General features: G+C 33.2%; 21 protein-coding genes. 11 read left to right on the plus strand and 10 right to left on the minus strand.

All coding sequences use genetic code 11. From position 1 onward, the window contains the following. Nucleotides 1–363 precede the first annotated feature (363 nt). Nucleotides 364–1,992 carry a ribulokinase gene (locus BK821_RS05185; protein ID WP_071331374.1) on the plus strand — a complete coding sequence of 543 codons (1,629 nt, stop codon included), beginning with the start codon at nucleotides 364–366 and terminating at the stop codon, nucleotides 1,990–1,992. Nucleotides 1,993–2,191: 199 nt separating this feature from the next. Here the strand turns inward: BK821_RS05185 and BK821_RS05190 are convergent, their stop codons facing one another. From BK821_RS05190 to BK821_RS05200, 3 genes are all read right to left on the minus strand, one after another. Beyond that, nucleotides 2,192–3,412 carry an Nramp family divalent metal transporter gene (locus BK821_RS05190; protein ID WP_046837733.1) on the minus strand — a complete coding sequence of 407 codons (1,221 nt, stop codon included), beginning with the start codon at nucleotides 3,410–3,412 and terminating at the stop codon, nucleotides 2,192–2,194. A 17-nt stretch (nucleotides 3,413–3,429) separates the two neighbouring features. Then, complete coding sequence (locus BK821_RS05195) at nucleotides 3,430–4,374, minus strand: agmatinase family protein (protein WP_046837734.1); 945 nt, start codon at nucleotides 4,372–4,374, stop codon at nucleotides 3,430–3,432. 294 nt (nucleotides 4,375–4,668) lie between these two features. Beyond that, a complete protein-coding gene (locus tag BK821_RS05200) occupies nucleotides 4,669–5,913 on the minus strand; it encodes a Glu/Leu/Phe/Val family dehydrogenase (RefSeq protein WP_046837735.1) in 1,245 nt (414 codons plus the stop codon). A gap of 448 nt (nucleotides 5,914–6,361) precedes the next feature. Here BK821_RS05200 and BK821_RS05205 point away from each other — a divergent pair, with 448 nt between their 5' ends. Continuing rightward, on the plus strand, nucleotides 6,362–7,699 hold the full coding sequence (locus BK821_RS05205) for an amino acid permease (RefSeq protein ID WP_071331375.1): 1,338 nt from the start codon (nucleotides 6,362–6,364) through the stop codon (nucleotides 7,697–7,699). Then, nucleotides 7,700–8,608: a homocysteine S-methyltransferase gene (gene mmuM, locus BK821_RS05210; RefSeq protein WP_046837737.1), complete on the plus strand. Its 909-nt coding sequence runs from the start codon at nucleotides 7,700–7,702 to the stop codon at nucleotides 8,606–8,608. Nucleotides 8,609–8,695: 87 nt separating this feature from the next. On the opposite strand, the gene BK821_RS05215 is transcribed toward mmuM, so the two are convergent. Beyond that, a complete protein-coding gene (locus BK821_RS05215; RefSeq protein ID WP_046837738.1) occupies nucleotides 8,696–9,718 on the minus strand; it encodes a fatty acid desaturase in 1,023 nt (340 codons plus the stop codon). 543 nt (nucleotides 9,719–10,261) lie between these two features. Here BK821_RS05215 and BK821_RS05220 point away from each other — a divergent pair. From BK821_RS05220 to BK821_RS05240, 5 genes are all read left to right on the plus strand, one after another. Beyond that, the gene (locus tag BK821_RS05220; RefSeq protein ID WP_256201622.1) at nucleotides 10,262–10,741 is read left to right on the plus strand and encodes an SRPBCC domain-containing protein; all 480 of its coding nucleotides are present in this window, start codon (nucleotides 10,262–10,264) and stop codon (nucleotides 10,739–10,741) included. 173 nt (nucleotides 10,742–10,914) lie between these two features. Continuing rightward, nucleotides 10,915–11,874, plus strand: a complete 960-nt coding sequence (locus tag BK821_RS05225) for an NAD-dependent epimerase/dehydratase family protein (protein ID WP_046837739.1) — start codon at nucleotides 10,915–10,917, stop codon at nucleotides 11,872–11,874. Nucleotides 11,875–12,160: 286 nt separating this feature from the next. Beyond that, nucleotides 12,161–13,237 (plus strand): branched-chain amino acid aminotransferase, encoded by a 1,077-nt coding sequence (locus BK821_RS05230; protein ID WP_046837740.1) that lies wholly within the window; start codon nucleotides 12,161–12,163, stop codon nucleotides 13,235–13,237. Nucleotides 13,238–13,482: 245 nt separating this feature from the next. After that, the gene (locus tag BK821_RS05235; protein WP_071331376.1) at nucleotides 13,483–14,172 is read left to right on the plus strand and encodes an HAD family hydrolase; all 690 of its coding nucleotides are present in this window, start codon (nucleotides 13,483–13,485) and stop codon (nucleotides 14,170–14,172) included. An 85-nt stretch (nucleotides 14,173–14,257) separates the two neighbouring features. Next, nucleotides 14,258–14,647 (plus strand): hypothetical protein, encoded by a 390-nt coding sequence (locus BK821_RS05240; RefSeq protein WP_046837742.1) that lies wholly within the window; start codon nucleotides 14,258–14,260, stop codon nucleotides 14,645–14,647. A 106-nt stretch (nucleotides 14,648–14,753) separates the two neighbouring features. Here BK821_RS05240 and BK821_RS05245 read toward each other — a convergent pair whose 3' ends face one another. Both BK821_RS05245 and BK821_RS05250 read right to left on the minus strand, forming a co-directional pair. After that, nucleotides 14,754–15,416, minus strand: a complete 663-nt coding sequence (locus tag BK821_RS05245; RefSeq protein ID WP_046837743.1) for a deoxynucleoside kinase — start codon at nucleotides 15,414–15,416, stop codon at nucleotides 14,754–14,756. Continuing rightward, nucleotides 15,409–16,026 (minus strand): deoxynucleoside kinase, encoded by a 618-nt coding sequence (locus tag BK821_RS05250; protein ID WP_046837744.1) that lies wholly within the window; start codon nucleotides 16,024–16,026, stop codon nucleotides 15,409–15,411. Before BK821_RS05250 ends, BK821_RS05245 begins: the two co-directional genes overlap by 8 nt. Nucleotides 16,027–16,088: 62 nt before the next feature. On the opposite strand from BK821_RS05250, the gene tadA reads away from it, so the two are divergent. The 3 genes from tadA to BK821_RS05265 all read left to right on the plus strand — a co-directional run bounded on the left by tadA (nucleotide 16,089) and on the right by BK821_RS05265 (nucleotide 18,138). Beyond that, entirely contained in the window at nucleotides 16,089–16,580 is a 492-nt protein-coding gene (gene tadA / locus BK821_RS05255) for a tRNA adenosine(34) deaminase TadA (protein WP_046837745.1), read from the plus strand. A gap of 100 nt (nucleotides 16,581–16,680) precedes the next feature. Beyond that, the gene (locus tag BK821_RS05260; RefSeq protein ID WP_071331377.1) at nucleotides 16,681–17,550 is read left to right on the plus strand and encodes an HAD family hydrolase; all 870 of its coding nucleotides are present in this window, start codon (nucleotides 16,681–16,683) and stop codon (nucleotides 17,548–17,550) included. Between the two features lie 21 nt (nucleotides 17,551–17,571). Continuing rightward, complete coding sequence (locus tag BK821_RS05265; RefSeq protein ID WP_071331378.1) at nucleotides 17,572–18,138, plus strand: NADPH-dependent FMN reductase; 567 nt, start codon at nucleotides 17,572–17,574, stop codon at nucleotides 18,136–18,138. A gap of 100 nt (nucleotides 18,139–18,238) precedes the next feature. On the opposite strand, the gene BK821_RS05270 is transcribed toward BK821_RS05265, so the two are convergent. The 4 genes from BK821_RS05270 to bshB2 all read right to left on the minus strand — a co-directional run bounded on the left by BK821_RS05270 (nucleotide 18,239) and on the right by bshB2 (nucleotide 21,243). Continuing rightward, nucleotides 18,239–18,571, minus strand: coding sequence for a transcriptional regulator, SarA/Rot family (locus BK821_RS05270; RefSeq protein ID WP_046837748.1), 333 nt, complete (start codon nucleotides 18,569–18,571; stop codon nucleotides 18,239–18,241). A gap of 19 nt (nucleotides 18,572–18,590) precedes the next feature. Next, nucleotides 18,591–19,409 (minus strand): transposase, encoded by an 819-nt coding sequence (locus BK821_RS05275; RefSeq protein WP_071331379.1) that lies wholly within the window; start codon nucleotides 19,407–19,409, stop codon nucleotides 18,591–18,593. A gap of 272 nt (nucleotides 19,410–19,681) precedes the next feature. Beyond that, nucleotides 19,682–20,560, minus strand: a complete 879-nt coding sequence (gene folE2 / locus BK821_RS05280; protein WP_046837749.1) for a GTP cyclohydrolase FolE2 — start codon at nucleotides 20,558–20,560, stop codon at nucleotides 19,682–19,684. 14 nt (nucleotides 20,561–20,574) lie between these two features. After that, a complete protein-coding gene (bshB2, locus tag BK821_RS05285; protein ID WP_046837750.1) occupies nucleotides 20,575–21,243 on the minus strand; it encodes a bacillithiol biosynthesis deacetylase BshB2 in 669 nt (222 codons plus the stop codon). Between the last annotated feature and the right edge of the window lie 12 nt (nucleotides 21,244–21,255).

Here is a 21,255-nt window from a genome sequence, read left to right on the forward strand (position 1 = left end):
GATAAATAGCTGGCAGTGACTTAATTTGGGCAAGACTCGAAAAGATGAACTGTCGGCTATTATTTATATATCTTGATACAACTTGTCAACCTGTTAATGATGCCTGAAATAAAGCATATTTAAAGCAATCATTATTTGGAACTATGTGTATATTGGATTTAGTGGATACCGTGGTTTGTTATATCAATGATGGACAACTCAATAGTGTTTGGCGAAACGTGATACAACGTTACTTGACTATGCTTAGTATTATCCATAAGGATCTAGAATGCTTTCGCTTGTTTAAGCAACTCTATTTTTGAGATAATATTAATCAATATTTAAGAAAGCGTTTTCTATAAGCCGTGGAGTTGGAGTGATAAGATGACTTTTAGTATAGGTGTAGATTTTGGTACGAGTTCGGGACGCGTGTTTCTTGTAAATACTGAAAATGGGGAAATTATAAGTAAATATATTAAAAGGTATTCACATGGGGTAATTGAAGGAGAACTAAATGGAAGGGAATTACCATCGAGTTATGCATTACAAAATGCCAATGATTATATGGAAGTAATTGAAGCGGGCATTCCAATAATTTTAGAAGAAGCAAATATCGCACCTTCTGAAATTGTCGGTATAGGCATTGATTTTACTTCATCTACAGTTATGTTTGTTGATGAACATATGGAACCAATACATAACAAATTAGAATTTCAAAATCATCCCCATGCTTATGTGAAATTATGGAAACATCATGGTGCGCAAGCAGAAGCTGATTTGTTATTTCAAACAGCATTAGCGGAAAAAAAGCGATGGTTAGGTTACTATGGTTTCAATGTAAGCAGTGAATGGATGATACCTAAAATAATGGAAGTGAATAATAAAGCACCAGAAATCATGGCTGAGACAGCTGATATTATGGAGGCTGGTGATTGGATAGTAAATAAGTTAACAAATCAAAATATTAGGTCTAATTGTGGTTTAGGATTTAAAGCGTTTTGGGAAGAAAAATCAGGATTTCATTATGATTTATTCGACAAAGTGGATGATAAACTTTCTGAAATTATAAGATCAAAAGTCGATGCTACTATCATCAATATAGGAGAGTCTGCAGGTACAATTAGTGAAACGATGGCTCGAAAATTGGGGCTTTCTCCAGATACCCAAGTCAGTCCATTTATAATTGATGCACATTCGAGTTTATTAGGTATTGGCTCAACTCAAGAAAAAGAGATGACTATGGTTATGGGAACGAGTACATGTCACCTTATGCTAAGTAAAACGCAACATAAAGTACCGGGTATTTCAGGATCAGTTAAAGGTGGTATTATACCAGAATTATATGCATATGAAGCAGGGCAAACAGCTGTCGGAGATTTATTTGAATATGTAGCCGAACAAGCACCATATGAATACGTCATAGAGGCAAATAGACGCGGTATTTCTATATTGGAATTTTTAACTGAGAAAGCAGAGAGATTATATCCTGGAGAAAGTGGTCTCATCGCATTAGACTGGCATAATGGAAATCGCAGTGTATTAAGCGATAGTCATTTAAAAGGTTGCTTATTTGGAATAGGATTACAGACAAAACATGAAGAAATTTATCGAGCATACATGGAAGCAACTGCTTTTGGAACAAAGATAATTATGAATCAATACCAAGAGTGGAATATGGAAGTCGATCGTGTTTTTGCTTGTGGTGGTATTCCAAAAAAGAATAAATTACTTATGGATATCTACGCGAATGTATTAAATAAGTCGATTACTATTATGGATAGTGAATATGCGCCTGCTATTGGTGCTGCTATTTTAGGCGCGATAAGCGGCGGTACATATCGCACGTTTAATCAAGCGATTGATGCAATGAAAGAGCCAGTTTTATATACAGTAGAGCCAGAACAACAAAAAGTAAGTCGCTATGAACAACTATTTTCTGCTTATAAAGAACTTCATGACTTGCATGGCTATAAAAAAGTACGCATTATGCGTAACGTGAATCAATTAAAGTGAAAGTGTAAAAATACAGATTATTAACAATAAGCTTATGGTCTAAATATTCATTTGAACATGGACTATTATCACGATTTAAGATATTAAAATTAAAAGTAAGTGAACTATGCTAAAACAGCGCAGTTTCACTTACTTTTAATTTATGGTTTGTATTTATAATACTAGGGACTTAGTTTTTTAAATTAAGTAAAAATTAGGGTTAGGAAATCATCATATTTAAGGAATCAACGAGACTGTATAAACCTAAGAATGATACTACTAAAACAACGAACCCGCCTATAATATTGAGCCATATTGTATTGACATAATGACCCATTAAATTCTTTTTATTGATAATAATAAAGATGAGTATAGCTATTACAGGTAATATAATACCATTTAGCGCTTGTGCCACAAGTAATACTTGAAGTGGCTCGAAACCTAAAGCAGATGTGATGATTCCGATAATAATAATTATAGTGAATACATATTTATATTTTTTACTTTCCATGCCACCTTTCCATCCTAATAAACTACTGATTGTGGCAGCAGCTCCAGTCGGAGAAGCAATTGCGGAAGATAATCCTGCTGCAAATAGACCAATACTAATTGTCACAGGTGCAGCATCTCCGAGGACAGGCTTTAAAGGCCCGGCAAGTTGTATGACACTTGTGATTTCTTTTCCATGCATGAGTGTCGCGGCTGCAATTAAGATTGCAGCTGAAATAATACCGCCTATGGTAATTGAAATAATTGTGTCCCATCTCGCAAACTTTAATGCTTTGATATCACCAAAACGTTCATGCACAGCTGTTGAGTGTATAAAAAAATTATATGGAACTACTGTTGTTCCGATTAAGGCAATGACTGTAATAATAGAGCCATTTGGAATTGTAGGGACGAAGATACCTTTTAGAATACCTAAGATATCGGGTTTAATGACAACCATTGTGGTTATAAATATGACTCCCATGACGACCATAAGAAAAATCATAATTTTTTCTAAGAAACGATAATTTCCAAATAGACCAATAAGTAAAATGATTACACCAATAATTGGCGCAACAATATTTTCGGGTATATTAAGTAAATAGGAGGCACCAAGAGATGTACCAATCAAATCTCCGCTAATATATGCAGCACAACCTATCGTAACAGCAATTAAAGTGAACCATACAATCATCAGTTTACCAATTTTATTTGAAAATAATTCTTGAATCGCTTCACCTAACCCTTCACGTGTCACAAGAGATAAACGAATAATCATTTCTTGAAGTACAATTGTGGCAATGATTGAAAAGACCACAGCCCACAGCAGACTATATCCAAATCCGGCGCCACCTTGAGACATTGTAGTGACTGTACCGGGGCCAATGAATGAAGCAGTGATAATCATACCAGGACCAATTGATTTTAAAATCTTTCCTGCATTTTTAAACATGCCAACCACTCCTTGGGTTATTTGATGTTATTGAGATAATCGACGTGGCCAGCAAGTACATACAAGACTGCTGTAGATACAAAGTGTGCAGAATTTTGATTTGGATCTTTCATTGGATAGACTTCTACATAATCCATACCACAAAGACCTAGAGATGCAAATTCGTAAATCATTGTTAGTAATTCATAAGAAGTTATACCATTGCCATCGACCGGTCCACCCGGATTAAAAGCGAAGTCTAGCACATCACTACATATAGTTAAATATACAACATCAACTTCCTCACTTGCTTGATTATAGATATCACGGGAAAATTGTTTTAAATCTTTTGCATTACGAATATCGTTAATGGTTAATGTAACAGCACCAGATGCTTGTGCGAAACGACCAGTTTCAGGTTTGTTTCTAGGACCATGAATGCCTGTATGAATAATACTTTCATTACGTACACCTTCAGTTTCATAGAGTCTCATAAATGGCGTATTACGTGCATAAGTTTCACCTTCATAATCTGGCATGTTGTCATAGTGAGCATCTAAATGAATAATACCGACTTTTTTACCTGTTTCAGTTAAGGACTTGAGAATAGGATAAGTCACCCCGTGTTCTCCACCCAATCCTACTAAAAATTTATTACTTTCCCATAATGGTTTAGTGAAGTCAGCTATATTGTCATAGCTTTGTTTATTGTCATGCGCAACAAACGGCACATCGCCTACATCGCCAATAGTTAAATGTTCACTGATATCAATATGATTGAGTTCAGGTAAATACTGACTATAACGCGCTGAAGATACTCTGATTTGTTTAGGGCCAAGTTCGACACCTGTATAATCACCCCAAGTGCTTTCTCCTTCAAATGGAGCACCATAAACAATGACATCTGTATCGAGTGTGTTAGATTGTGCTAAGTTTTTACTATTTAAAAAGCATGGTACATTACCGTAAATATTATTTTTCATTATGTAAATCATCCCCTTTATTGTAAATAATTATATAGAGTAATCTTTAGTATTTCAAATAAATCTGAAAATTCTAATATTTAATATAATAATATGATAGAAAAATTAGTTATAATTTTAGGGAAAGTTAGAAGCTCTAAATTGTATTTTTAGGGATATCGTCAATAGTTTTTTTCATAGAAAGGGTGTATTCTATAAAAAAACCAAACGCTTTTTAACGTTTGGTTTTCTAAGTTTTGAGCGGTATTCGTATAAATCATTCTAATCATTTGTGCGAGTGTTTTAGTTATAAGGTTATGCCCACCCACGAAAACGAGAAGCTTCAGCTGTACGTTTAATACCTATCACGTAAGCAGCTAAGCGCATATCTATTTTTCTGTCATGTGCTAAATCATATATATTATTAAAGGCATCAACCATTTTATGACGTAGTTTAGTATTTACTTCTTCTTCGGACCAATAATAGCCTTGGTTATTTTGCACCCATTCAAAGTATGATACAGTAACACCACCAGCACTAGCGAGAACATCAGGGATTAATAATATACCACGTTCATTTAAAATACGTGTGGCTTCCTGAGTTGTAGGGCCGTTCGCCGCTTCTGCAATAATATTAGCTTTAATATCATTGGCATTGTCAGCAGTAATTTGATTTGATAATGCAGCCGGTACAAGAATATCACAATCTAGTTTTAGTAAATCCTTATTAGAAATAACGTCATCAAATAAATGTGTTACTCGACCATGTTGTTCTTTAAGTTCGATTAAATGGTCTATATCTAAACCATTTGAATCGTAAAGGGCGCCATAACTTTCGGAAATTGCAACAATCTTTGCGCCCATATCGTGTAGAATTTTAGCGATAAAGCTACCCGCATTCCCAAATCCTTGAATGACGACACGAGAATTATTAATAGAAATATTTCGACGTTTTGTAGCTTCTTCGATAGTAATGACTGCACCAAGTGCAGTAGCACGGTTACGACCTAATGAGCCACCTAAAGCTAATGGTTTACCAGTAATGAATGCGAACGCGTTTGAGCGATTAATCATACTATATTCATCCATCATCCATGACATAATTTGGGGATTGGTATAGACATCTGGTGCCGGTATATCGCTTGAAGGACCTACAAATTGCGATATGGCTCTAACATAAGCGCGCGATAAACGTTCAAGTTCTTGGTTACTCATTTGTCTAGGATCACAAATAATACCGCCTTTACCGCCACCATAAGGTAAATTTGCAATGCCACATTTTAAAGTCATCCACATTGAAAGGGCCTTGACCTCTTCTTTAGTGACATCTGGGTGAAAACGAATGCCACCTTTAGTAGGTCCGACCGCGTGATTATGTTGTGCGCGATAACCTGTAAAGGTTTGCATAGTTCCATCATCCATACGGATAGGGATTCGTACTTCTAAAAAGCGTAAGGGTTCTTTAATTAATTCATACATACCTTCCTCGAATCCTAATTTATTTAAAGCTTCCTTAGTAATCTGTTGTGTTGAAGATACTAAGTTATTATGATCTACCATAGTTATTCTCCTTAATGCGTAATTATTATATATGTACTTACTATTAGAATGTTATCTTTATTGAGAATTAAAATCAATAAAGAAATCTAATTTTTATAAATATTTCGAAAATTCAGACTTGTAAACAACGATTATATTATAGACGTAAACTATATACACCAAGGGATTAAGGTTGATTATAATATTGTTATCATAAAAATGTAAAATGTATGAAATTATCGAATAATGAATATATATAAGTTTTGTATTTTTAGAAAGCGTTATATAAATCTTTGAAATACATTTGACTAATGTACATTTTAATAACTGATACCTTAACTTTATTAAAGTATCTTCTGTAGTAGTCATTTATTTACTATTGACTAAATTTTCAGAAATAAATAGAATGATTAATTATACTCAAATTTTTTATAAGTATTGAGTGCTTAAAGATGAGGAGAAGAGATATATGGAACAAACAACGTTTAAACGTGCCATGAAACAACGTCATCTAATGCTATTGAGCTTTGGTGGCGTAATTGGTACAGGCCTATTTTTAAGTTCTGGATACACATTGCAACAAGCAGGGCCGTTGGGGACGGTCTTATCTTATGTTATTGGTTCTATTTTAGTCTACCTAGTCATGTTATGTTTAGGGCAATTAGCGATAAAACACCCAGTGACAGGAGGGTTTCATGTATACGCTAGTAAATACATACATCCTGCAGTTGGTTACATCGTTGCATGGTTCTATTGGTTAACATGGACAGTAGCACTGGGGTCTGAATTTACAGCTGTCGGTTTGTTGATGCAAAAATGGCTTCCAGATATACCTGTATACATATTTGCAACTATAGCAATTATTTTAGTATTAGTATTTAATATTATATCGACACGTTTTTATGCAGAAGTCGAATTTTATTTCTCACTAGTTAAAGTAATCGCAATTATAGTGTTTATCCTTCTAGGTATTTTAGTCATTATAGGATTGATTCACTATACTGGATATCAAGGTTTACATACAATTACGCAACGATATACAAACCCTACGTTCCCACATGGACTAGGCTCTGTATTTTTAACAATGTTGGCGGTCAATTATGCTTTTAGTGGTACGGAATTGATTGGTATAGCAGCGGGGGAAGCTGAAGAACCTGAAAAAGTTATACCGAAAGCAATTAGAGCAACTTTATGGCGCTTGATTGTCTTCTTTATAGGAACAATCATTATTATTTCTATTTTAATTCCTAGTTATCAAGTTAAATCATTAAAAAGTCCTTTTGTAGTTATTTTTCAAGAAATGGGTATCCCGTATGCTGGTGACATTATGAACATAGTTATCATCACTGCTTTGCTTTCTGCTGCCAATTCAGGTTTGTATGCAGCAAGTAGAATGATTTGGAGTTTATCCAATGAAGGTATGTTCCCAAAATGGTTTGGTCATCTCAATAAATATCAAATGCCAATTAGAGCAACATTATTTAGTATGATTGGTGGTTTGTTAGCATTATTATCAAGTGTATATGTAGCAGATTCATTGTACGTAGTCCTCGTGTCGATAGCTGGATTAGCAGTTGTGATTGTCTGGATGAGTATCTGTGTTTCATATTTTAATGCTAAAAGAATAGATCAAAGTTTGAAAATACACCAAGCTGTTCCTATTATCGGTTTTACGCTGTGTCTTGTTTCATGTATCGGTATGATTTTTGACCCGAATCAAGCCCCTGCGTTATACTTTGGTTTACCATTTGCAGTACTTGCTTTAGCCTATTACTATATTAAATATAATAAAAAAGGAGACGCATAAATGCGCTTATTAGAAAAATTAACTGCACAACGTCCTATTATATTAGACGGTGGTCTTGCTACCACATTAGAACAAGCAGGTTGTAATTTAAACTCATCTTTATGGTCGAGTGAAGTATTGCGACATCAACCAAACAAAATTCAACAAGCCCACAGTGCTTTTACAGAAGCAGGCGCTGATATTATATTAACAAGTACATATCAAGCCAGTTATGATACTTTTTCAGATATTGGTTTAAAGGTAGAAGAAATTGAACAATTATTTTCAACTGCTGTGGAAGAAGTTAACAAGGCCACATATGATAATCAGGTTGTAGTAGGTAGCTTAGGGCCTTATGGGTCATATTTAAGTGATGGTTCTGAATATACGGGGAACTATGAGCGAACTCAAGAAGATTACTATCATTTTCATAAGGCAAGAATCGATGCACTGATCTCTAGGGGGATTAATGATTTTGTATTTGAAACTGTGCCAAATTTTAGTGAAATTAAAGCGATAGCCGAATACATTATTCCTCGTTATAGTAATACACAAACGTTTTGGTTATCAGTGACTGTTGACGAACAAGGGGATTTGTCAGATGGCACAGCATTTGAAACATTATGCGAATATATGACACATCATAGCCAAACGCTCCCTATATTTGGCATTAATTGCTCAACAGTAGAAGGTATTAATCAAGCTATGAATAAAGGTCTAAAGGACTTGTCACAAACTATTGCACTATATCCAAATGGTGGTGCGCATTATGATGCAGAAACTAAGCAGTGGGAAAATGAAGGGAATAGTAGTCAAATTATAGACCAATTACCTAGTTGGATTGAACAGGGTGTTAGAATTGTGGGCGGTTGTTGTCAGACAACGCCAGAAGATATTAAAGCGATTAAAACATTACTTATTGAAAAATAGCGAGAGTCAGAAAAGCATAGTCTCATAAAAAGGAACACCTACTAGAAAGTAGGTGTTCCTTTTTGAATTGTTGTACTTAGCACTCAATTAGCGTTGTGATTGTGCGCGTGGTATTTTATATTTTTTTGAAAACTCTTTAAAAGTAATGAAACGTTTATGACTTTCATCATACAATTTAAACTTCAATGAAGATAGACTTTCGATAAGTGTAATTGAAGTTGCATGATGCAATGGTTTAACATTTTCATGTGTAGCTTCTAAAGCATAGTTAGGAATTCTAGGATTTAGATGATGTACGTGATGATATCCTATATTTCCAGTAACCCATTGAATAAATTTTGGTAATTTATAATAAGAGCTACCATCTATTGCTGCTTTAACATAATCCCACTCAGAAGCTTCTTCGAAATAAGAATCTTCGAAGGTATGTTGGATATAAAATAACCATATACCGAGCATGCCAGAAATAAATACCATAGGTGCAATCATAGCGAAAAATTGCCCTGGGCCTAAAATAAATATAAGACCACCATGTAATATAATTAAGAAAATATTATTGAGGTATGTGTTTAGACGTTCATTCCATTTAGCATCTTTTGAATTAAAACGATTTGACACAAAGACTAAGAAAAATGGGCCAATTACAAACATCACAAAAGGATTACGATAAACCCTGTAAGATAAACGTGTAAACTTAGATGAAGCTTGGTATTCTTCAACAGTCATTACCCAAATATCACCGATGCCACGTTTTTCTAAGTTACCACTACCCGCGTGGTGTATGAGATGTTCTCTACGCCATTTTCTGTATGGAAAGAATGTGAGGAATCCAGTAATATTTCCTAGTAAATCATTGTGCTTTTGTTTTTTTAAATAAGATCCATGACATGCATCGTGAAAAATAATAAATGTTCTAATTAAAAATATTGAAGCAAAAATACTACAAATGATTGCTAATGACCAATGTACGTTGTATAAAAGGCCGCCCAAAACAATGAGTGCAAAAAGAGGTAGTAATGTATTTATAATTTGAATTGTACTTTTTGTATAACTTGTCTTCGCGAATGGCTTAACCATTTTGTGTAATAATTTCTTTTTATCTTTTTCCATATTCACCAAACTTTCTTTACTTAAAAAGTCAAAAGGATCATTTCAGACTTTTAAGCATTTAATTTATTGTATATAATTCCCGTGTCGATTACAAATATTTGCAAGAAAAGTTTGAATAATTTAAATGAATATATAATGGTTATTGAATCTATCAGCTACTTTAAGAATAAAATAAATTATTTCACTTTATTTACTGTATGATAGTTGAACAATTCTAAATTGAACGCAACTTAAAATGTTTTAATGTATTAAGGTATTCATACGGCTAAGTTAATACAATTATTTCTGTATTTCTGTATTTGTAATTATGGTCTTATTTATTACATCAAATATGCATATAGGCGTAGTGGTATCACCACTACGGTTTATCTTTTTAAGTATTGCTTATGTAAAGTAAAAAAATAACTCAAAAATTCCAAATAATTTCAAAAGAAAATGGGTAGAATATAATAAAGAAAGTCAGGAATAGTCATCGGAGTGTTAAAAGCACAACTTCATGATATTTCTGGCTTATTTTTATGAGATATAAGGAGTGGTATGTAAATGATGAAAGTAGAATATGATAAAGATCATAATGGGGTTTACCAAACGCTCATAGTATCTATAAATAAGACAGCGTCAAATATTTTCAATTATCTAAGTACAACAGAAGGGATACAACAATGGTTTCCACAATTAGAAATATGCGAAAGAAAAAAAGATGGCAAAATTTTATTTCATTTAGATGGTGAAGAATATAAAGAAATGTACATTACTGATTTTGAGCATAATAAAGAGATTGGTTATACTTGGGATCTTGGACAAGTAAAATTTGATCTGAATCAGGATGAAGCAACAACTGAGCTCATATTCAAGGAATTTTTACCATATGAGTTTCTACATATTGGACTGGATTTTGCTGGGTGGCAATTTCAAATGGAAAAACTAAAAGCGCTTATAGAAAATAATGAGAAATTGGCCCAACAACCAGCTGATTTTGATTATAAGAAAGTTAAAATAGAAAAAATATTACATTTAAAATAAATAACATTATATTAAAACTAGACATTAGTAATCGACCTTGATAGAATATACAAAGATTGTACACACAAAGTATACATAAAAGCGCTTTCATGTTATGATGTATGTGAAAATACGCTTTTTGTCCACGTGTAAAAAACGTTACGATTTCTGTAATACACAAGGGAGATAGAAATATGAAAAAAATTATGATTACTGGTGCCTTAGGACAAATTGGTACAGAACTAGTTGTTAAATGTAGAGCATTATATGGAAATGACAATGTATTAGCGACAGATATTAGAGAACCTGAAGCGGACTCAGCTATAGCGAATGGACCATTTGAAATACTAGATGTTACAGATAAAACACGTATGTATGAATTGGTAGAATCATTTAAACCAGACACGTTTATGCATATGGCTGCGCTATTATCAGCAACTGCTGAAAAAAATCCATTATTTGCTTGGGACTTAAATATGGGGGGACTTATGAATGCATTGGAGGCTGCACGTGAATTTAATTTACAATTTTTCACACCAAGTTCAATTGGTGCTTTCGGACCTTCCACACCTAAAGTAAACACACCACAAGTCACGATTCAACGTCCAACATCTATGTATGGTGTGAATAAAGTTGCAGGCGAATTATTATGCCAATACTATTTTGAAAAATTCAATGTCGACACCCGTAGTGTGAGATTCCCAGGTTTAATCTCGCACATTAAAGAACCAGGCGGTGGGACAACAGATTATGCTGTAGATATTTACTTTAAAGCAGTAAGAGAAGGGCGCTATGCAAGTTTCATCGATAAGAATACATTTATGGATATGATGTATATGGAAGATGCAATTGATGCAATTATTCAATTGATGGAAGCAGATGGCGTTAAATTGATTAATCGTAACGCGTATAATTTAAGTGCTATGAGTATAGAACCAGAAATGGTCAAAGAAGCAATTCAAGAATATTATCCAGAATTTGAATTAGACTATGAAGTGGATAGCGTACGACAAGCCATTGCGGATAGTTGGCCAAATAGTATCGATGTAAGTTGTGCTAGAGCAGAATGGGGCTTTAATCCACAATATGATTTAAACAAAATGACTAAAGTGATGTTAGAAGCGATTGAAGACAAAGAAAAAGTACAGTCATAATATCAATATATTAAATAGCTGACTAATCATAAATAAAAAATCTGTCTAACTTTTAAATGTTAGACAGATTTTTATACATTTATATGAGCATTATATTTTATAGAAGAGCATGTAATTATAAAAGCTTAAATAGGAATAGTATTGCTTAAATTAATTGGAGCATTGTTCAATAGTAGTAAATTGTATTGTTGATATATTTTAAATTGTTTGAAAATTATTGAACAGAAGTTCTCATATTGGTATAATTTAATATAAATACTTAAAATTGCATTGGGAGGAAATCATCATGTCAGAAAAAATTGAATTTGAACAACGTGAAAACCTAAAAGAGAAACCGGATCCAACTGATTTAGGTTTCGGAAAATATTTCACAGATTATATGCTAAGTTTCGACTATGATATTGACCAAGGATGGCATGATTTAAAAATTGTACCTTATGGTCCGATTGAAATTTCTCCAGCAGCACAAGCTATCCATTATGGCCAGTCTGTATTCGAAGGGTTAAAGGCTTATAAACATAATGATGAAATTGATTTATTCCGCCCATCTGAAAACTTTAAACGTATAAACCATTCACTAGCACGTTTAGATATGCCACAAGTAGATGAAGAACAAATCTTAGAAGGATTGAAACAACTTGTTGATATCGAACGCGATTGGGTACCAGAAGGTGAAGGCCAATCTCTCTATATAAGACCATATGTTTTTGCTACAGAAGGTATTTTAGGCGTTCGTCCATCTGCTTCATATAAACTATTAATTATTTTATCGCCATCAGGATCATACTATGGTGGTGCATCATTAACACCAACGAAAATCTACGTTGAAGATGAATATGTACGTGCAGTTCGTGGAGGTGTTGGTCACGCGAAAGTTGCTGGGAACTATGCGGCGAGTTTACTTGCTCAAACAAATGCAGCTGCCCAAGGTTACGACCAAGTATTATGGTTAGATGGTGTGGAACAGAAATATGTAGAAGAAGTAGGTAGTATGAATATCTTCTTCGTAGAGAATGGCAAACTTGTCACACCAGAATTGAATGGTAGTATCTTGCCTGGTATTACACGTAAGACTATCATTGAATTAGCAAAAGAATTAGGATATGAAGTTGAAGAACGTCGTGTATCTATTGATGAACTAATTGAAGCACATAACACAGGCGCCCTTACAGAAGTGTTTGGTACAGGTACTGCTGCGGTTATATCTCCAGTAGGTCAATTGAAATACGGTGGCACTGAAATCGTAATTAACAATAATGAAACTGGTGAAGTTACTCAAAAATTATATGATAATTATGTTGGTATCCAAAGTGGTAAACTTGAAGACCCTCAAGGATGGAGAGTTGTAGTACCTAGATATTAATTGGATATTTTATACAAAAAAGCTTCAACCATTATGTGATGGTTGAAGTTTTTTTGATATTTGGAATTGATAAAACAAATAGGATAAAGTACTGCTTAAGAGCAATTTAATGATACGAATATTGCCTAAATATTGAAATTAAATGACTTTCAGTTCCATTATTTGTTTCGCTTTACTAGTTTATATTAAAATATAATATGGTGATAAATCTAATAGATAGTTAATACATAGGAGCTGTGCGAACAATGAAGTGGATTTTATTTGATAAAGATGGAACATTAATATATTTTGATCGTAGTTGGATGAAGATTGGTTTACAGTTAGTAGATGACTTTATGACAACTTATCAAGAAGATATCAAGGATGTTGAAGCAGGATATACGCATTTAGGCATTATAGATGGGGAGATACAGCCTGGTACAATTATGGCCTCAGGTGCATTAGATGAAATGGTGCAAGCATTTTGCGAAATTGCTAATCAAGATGTTACCAAATGGGCACAAAATAGAAGTCAAACACTCGTTGATAATCGAATTCCTGAAAATGTTGTTGTAGAAGGCATTGATGAAACATTAGCAACATTGAAAAATCAAGGTTATAAAATGGGTATCGTTACAAGTGACTCTAACAAAGGCGTACAACAATTTTTAGAAGCTACAAATTTTAGTCAGTTTTTTGATGTTATTATTTCTACTGAAGCTGATGCTGTTGAAAAACCAAATCCAGAAGTGTTAAATCCATTATTTAATAATTATAAAGTAGCTCCACGCGATGTAACGATTGTAGGTGATACTGCAAATGATATACAAACAGGGATAAATGCCAATTTAGGTCTATCTATTGCAGTATTGACTGGTGTTGGTTTAGAACACGAATTTGATAAAGCTGATCACGTTGTCGCAACTGCGAATGATGTTATAGGTATATTAAATTAATAGGCGGCGCGCTCAAATTATGTCATAATATACATAACGTATATTATGATTTTTTTATATTTAATAATAGCATTGAGGTGATCAAATGATAGATGGTAAATATGCAACTTATCAGGGAGACACATATAAAGTAGTTGAGATTATTAGCAATGAAGTGGTGTTAGTAACTGAGGATGCCGAAGCACTAGAAAAAGGTTTTGAAGCACAAACGACAAACACATCTGCACACACATTATATTTCAAGCGTGTTGCAAGAGATGATTTAGACGAACTATACGCATTGTATCAAGAAGCAAGATATGAAGGTGCTATTTTTGACTTATATCAAGATACAGAAGGTCAACTCTATATAGGCACGGAAGATCAAGATAAGGCAAGTACATTTGGTTTAGAACAAACCGATGAAGATTATTATAGTAAATATGTAACAGATGATGAGATAGAAAAGATTATTTATCGTAGTCACATTGAGTAGATATTAAATCATTAAATACAATAAGAGTCCTATCAGAATTTAATGTTCTAATAGGACTCTGCTAAAGAGTGTGGATAATTCGAGATTTTTTGATTAGTCAAAGTGACTAACGTTGGTCGACCTTGCGATAAGCTTCAATAATACGACTGATTTTATCAATGATAGGATCTAATGAGTCTGGATCATCATGTAAATCATATTCATTAATATTAACACGTACAACAGGACATGCATTGAATTCACTAATCCAGTCATCGTAGCGTTTGAATAATTTCTTCCAATATTCAGGCTCAGTTTCAATTTCCATCTGGCGACCGCGTTGGTTTATACGATCAATCACTTCATCATAGTCACACTCTAAATAGATTAAGACGTCTGGTTTTGGAAAATAAGGTGTCATAACCATCGCATTAAATAATTCTGAGTATGTTTTGAAGTCTTCAGGCGTCATCGTGCCTTGTTCTTCATGCATTTTTGCAAAGATATCGACATCTTCGTAAATAGAACGATCTTGTACAAAGCCGCCACCGTATTCAAACATACGTTTTTGTTCTTTGAAGCGTTCTGCTAAGAAGTAAACTTGTAAATGAAAACTCCATCGCTCAAAATCATTATAAAATTTATCTAAATAGGGATTGTGGTCAACGTTTTCAAATGATGTTCTAAAGTTTAAACGGTCGGCTAAAGCACTTGTTAAGGTTGATTTACCTACACCAACTGTGCCAGCAATCGTAATCACAGCATCTTGAGGGATACCATATTTATTCATGAATTTTTCCTCCAATTAGGGATTGTAATAAATTTAAAATATATTGATAATCATCATTATGTTTTACAAAATCAAGATGGGTTGTATCGATGCGCATGACGCGTTCACCATCATTTTTTAATGACTGGTAATAAGCGTTGTAATCACGTTTTAAATTTAGTAAGTAATTATCTTCAATTTGATGTTCAAAACTACGATTACGGTGTGCAATACGCGCTTTTAAAACTTCTAAATCTGCATCTAAAAAAATGATGATATTGGGCATTTCTAAATCTTCGGTTAAAATATCATAGATTCTTGAAAATTTATTATATTCTGTATGTGTGAGTGTATTGTGTGCAAAAATTTTATTTTTATAAATGTGATAATCGCTTACAATACCTGAATGCAAGGTTGCAATATCTTGAAATTGTTTGTAACGATTACATAAAAAGAACATTTCCGTTTGAAAACTCCATTTAGAAATATCTTCATAAAAATCAGATAAAAAAGGATTTTCATTAACAATTTCTTTTTCGTGATAGTAGTTGTAAGATTGACTAAGTTTATCTGCTAGAGAAGACTTGCCGACACCAATCGGGCCTTCTACAGCTATAAAAGGTTTTTTCATATTTACCGCTCCAATGTTAAAATAGACAATAAGTATTGTACCATATGTGAGGTGTGAGACACATGACAAGAGATCAATTTTATATGAAAATTGCGATTGCTGAAGCTGAAAAGGCAGGGGCCATTGGTGAAGTACCGATTGGGGCAGTCATAGTTAAAGAGGAAGAAGTAATTGTTCGAGCGCATAATTTGCGTGAATCACTGCAAGACCCAACGGCACATGCTGAACATATAGCAATTCAAAAAGCAGCGGCTTTGTGTGGAAATTGGAGATTAGAAGATTGTACATTATATGTCACATTAGAACCTTGTGTGATGTGTGCAGGATCAGTTGTTATGAGTCGGATTCCACATGTAGTATACGGCGCTAAAGATCCAAAAGGTGGATGTGCAGGAAGCCTGATGGACCTCTTACAAGAATCTAGATTCAATCATCGTGCAACAGTAAAAACAGGTGTTTTAGAAGAAGAATGTGGACAATTATTAAAAAATTTCTTCAAAAATATTAGGAAAAATAAAAAAATCAATCAAACAGCGGATAATACAAATGAGTGAACATTTGGTAGAATATGAATATGTTACAAAATTATGGCAAATGAGAATGATGTGTAATTCAATTTGTATTATTGATCATAGTAGGAAATGAGGAGAACGAATGATTAACTTAATTGCGACAGATATGGATGGTACTTTATTAAATGCAGCACATGAAATATCAGAAGAAAATATTCAAGCAATCCAATATGCACAATCTCAAGGAATTACTGTAGTTATAGCTACAGGTCGTGCTTTTTATGAAGCCAACACGCCGATTAACCAAACAGATTTAAAAGTGCCGTATATATGTTTGAATGGTGCTGAAGTCAGAGACGAATCATTTAATATCATGAGTACATCTAATTTAAACCGTGAGCTTATCAATAGAGTTACAAATGAACTTGCTAGCGAAAACGTTTATTATCAAATTTATACCAACTTAGGTATCTATACAGAAAATCCTCAACGAGATTTAGATATATATATTGATATTGCAGAACGTGCAGGTCAAACAGCAGATGTAGAAAAAATAAAAAGCGGTATTCAAAAACGTATAGATAATGGCACTTTAAAAGTTGTAGATAACTATGACAAAATAGAAAATACACCAGGCGAAATCGTTATGAAAATACTTGCTTTTGACAGTGATTTAACAAAAATTGATCGTATGAGTAAAAAATTAGCAGAATCAGAAAGTCTTGCGATTTCTTCATCATCAAGAGGCAATATTGAAATTACACATGCGGATGCACAAAAAGGCATTGCATTAACAACCATTGCAGAGCGTCTTAATATTGATATGACAAATGTTATGGCAATAGGCGATAATTTGAACGATATATCTATGCTAGAACGTGTTGGTTATTCTGTAGCAATGGACAATGCGACTTCAGAAGTTAAAGAAGTTTCAAAATATGTAACAGATACAAATGAACAAAGTGGTGTAGGGAAAGCCATTATGAAATTACTTAAAGAAAATAATGAATAATAATATGAGGTGAATGAATAAATGAAAGGCTTAATAATCGTAGGTAGTGCGAAAATCGGTTCGCATACAACTGCATTAGCACATTTTTTAAAAGGGCATTTCGAAGAACATGAATTTGAAGCGGAGATTTTTGATTTAGCTGAACGTCCCATCCATCAATTAGATGTTTCAGGTGCGTCCCATCCTAGTGAGACCTATAAAGAAAATATTGAAGCATTACAAACTAAAGCTAGAGAAGCAGACTTCTTTGTTATTGGTACGCCAAACTATCATGGCTCTTACTCCGGTATTATAAAAAATGCTTTAGACCACTTAACAATGGATGACTTCAAGATGAAGCCAGTAGGTCTTGTTTGTAATAGTGGTGGTATCGTAAGTTCAGAACCACTATCTCATTTACGTCTTATCGTTCGTACATTGCTTGGAATTGCTGTTCCAACACAAATTGCTACGCACGATACAGATTATAATAAATTAGAAGATGGTACTTTATATTTAGATAACAATGAATTCCAATTACGCTCAAAATTATTCGTAGACCAAATCATTTCATTTGTGAAAAATAGCCCATACGAACATCTAAAATAAAGTTTTTTGTCCAATGACGAGAAATAATTAAAGACTGGAAAATCCCTAGTACATATTGTAAGGGGTTTTCCAGTTTTTATTTATGAAGAATCAATTTTATTTAAGCGTTAATGATTGAATTTACGATAACATGGTATTGTTCTATTGTGGCTTTAATTTTAATTAGATTTATATCAAACAAGTAAATGCAGCGTTCGTCTTGGATACCTCTCGATTTGTTAAAGAAACCAAGTTCTATGAGGTGGTTAAGCTGTGTAGAAATAGGTGTGTGTGTTAATTTTAATGCTTGCCTGAGTAAGGATAAATCAACTTTTTCTTTATCAAGCATAAGTAATTTATCTAAAATTATTATTTCTGAAAAATTGAGACTTAAATTTTGTTTTATAACTTTTTTTATTAAAAGTCTTTTTTCTTCATAAGCTATTGTATTCATGTTTATCACCTCAGTAAATTTATAACTTAACTTGAATTTGTTTAAGTATTTGTTGTTGACGTAAAGTCAAAGCGTTTATATTTTCATATTTAAAAAGTTTGAATATTTTTTTATTAGGAATATTTCCTGTAATAGTTTGAAAATGATATACATAGCCCTCGTAAGACTGAAATTGATATTTTTTCCAAATTGTTTCTAGTAATAATCCCTCTAATAAATCACAAATTGAAAAATAAATTTTTGAAGCAATAATGTAGTTTGAAAGTGTGCAGTGCATCATTATGGAAAACTCACGAGATAAATAGCTAGGTTGTACAAAAAATGTGTTAGCAATATGCTGACAAGTTAGTTGATATTGATTATTGTCATTAATATATGCTGTGACATTTTTGATTAAAGTCAAAGTATTATCATCAGTTGATGCCGGGTCCATTTCATATAGAACTTTAATATGATTTAACATATTTAATTGCTTTGCTGTTTGAATATTAGAGTCATTTATAATAGAAAAGATAATATCAATAAAATTTGACTTTAGATAAGCTGCATCAACTGTATTTAATAATTTTTTAATTGTTGATTGATTCATCGACGTGTTGTAAACATAGTAATTATTTATAGATAAACATAAAAGAGTGCCTTCAAAGGATAATACGCTGATAGCATCACTATCATAAACATAAAATAGATATCCTGAGGTAAGTTGTTGAAAATTCATATTGCGTAGTAAGGTCATTGTGCCTTCTAATAATAGGTAAATATTTAAAAAATGGTTTGTTTGTAGACGATGGATAGGAGAAGTTGCGTTGTTATATATATTTAAACGATAATCAAGCATAATTATTCACCACAAGTATAAATGTTGTAATTAACGGTAATTTATAATAATAAGTTTAATATAAATTTTACATACATAACACTAGCAAATTTTAATATTTAATATGCAAAATTTTAAAAAATAAAAGGTTTCTAAAGCAATTATGTAGGATATTTTAACGAAATTTAAAAAATAATGAAGCTAACTGCAAAAGTATGAATAATGAGTTAGCAATTTGCAAAAAAAGAGTGTTAACAAGACATCTAGTAGATTCATGTTAACACTTTGAATAATTATTTTCTGTATTTTAATTTTGCAAACGCATCATGTTGATGAATAGATTCTTCGTTTCGACATTCGATGTCAAAGCCTTCTATCCATTCAAAGCCGACTAAATCAGCAGCTATCAAACGGATAAGGTCTTCTACAAATCTTGGGTTTTCATAGGCACGTTCTGTAACGCTCTTTTCATCTGGGCGTTTTAAAATTGGATATAAAATAGAGCTGGCATTTGCTTCCATAGCATCTAAAATTGTATCTTTATAATCGTCAGTTAATGCAACGTTTTTATTAATATATGCTTTAACAGTGACGATACCGCGTTGATTATGTGCAGAATACTCACTTATTTCTTTCGAACAAGGGCATAATGTTGTAACAGCAGCTTCAATAGTAATCTCTTTTCGCGTTACATCTTTTTTATCAATTGCTAAACCATACGTAACATCTGCATGGCCAACTGCTTTGATTTGAGTCACTGGACTATAGCGATCATAGAACCACTTTGCAGATACATCTAGTCCTGCAGCATTTTGATTCATACTGTCTTGTAAGCTACGTAATAATTGATAAAGTGTGTCGAAATTCAACTCAATACCATTATTATAGTGTTTTTCAACACTTTCTAAGATACGGCTCATATTAATGCCTTTTTCATCTTGATTTAAACTGGTAGAGAAACTAAAGTTACCAGCAGTTTGAAATCGATCTAAAAGTACTGGGTATACTAAGTTTTTAATTCCAACTTCTTCTATTTCAAATAAGAAGTCTTTATGTGTGCTTTGTAAATCTTTCATTTTTTCTTTTATTGTTGGTTTAGTACCATCGATAGGGTCCACGGAACCAAAATGCTTCCAACGGCCCTCTCGTGTAGATAAGTCAAATTCAGTCATGCTATTGCCTCCACTTAAGATTCAAAGTTATAAGTCCAATAAGGTTCTACTTCTAAGAAGCTGTGTACTTTCTCGCCAGGGACATCAGGTGTTGCAAGTTGTTCTAAGAATGGACCTGTTTGAGATGCATGAGCTTCAAATGCGCGTAGTTTAACCTCTTTATAATCACTGATCTCATTTAGAATGTCAGGTTCACCTAATTTTTCAGGTGCGTCATTGCTAAATGCTACAAGTTGTAAACGTGGTCTTTCTGATTCAGGCATACGACCAACAGTTCTTACGACCGCTTCTGCAGTCGCTTCGTGGTCTGGATGAACAGCGAATTGTGGGTAGAAAGAAATAATCACAGATGGATTTAATTCATCTATAAGAGATTTTACCATTGCATCCATTTCGTCATGGGGTTCAAATTCTACTGTTTTATCACGTAAACCCATTTTACGTAAATCAGTAATACCAATTGCTTCCATTGCATTTTCTAATTCTTTTTCTCGAATATTAGGTAACGATTCACGTGTTGCAAATGGCGGGTTACCTAAATTGCGGCCCATTTGTCCGAGTGTTAAGCATGCGTATGTGACTGGAATACCGTTGTCAATATATCTTGCTAAAGTTCCTGCAGATGAGAACGATTCATCATCTGGATGTGGAAATATTACTAAAACTTGGCTTTCCTCTGCCATGATTCGCCCTCC

Source organism: Staphylococcus sp. LCT-H4, from assembly GCF_001866145.1.
Classification (GTDB): domain Bacteria; phylum Bacillota; class Bacilli; order Staphylococcales; family Staphylococcaceae; genus Staphylococcus; species Staphylococcus succinus.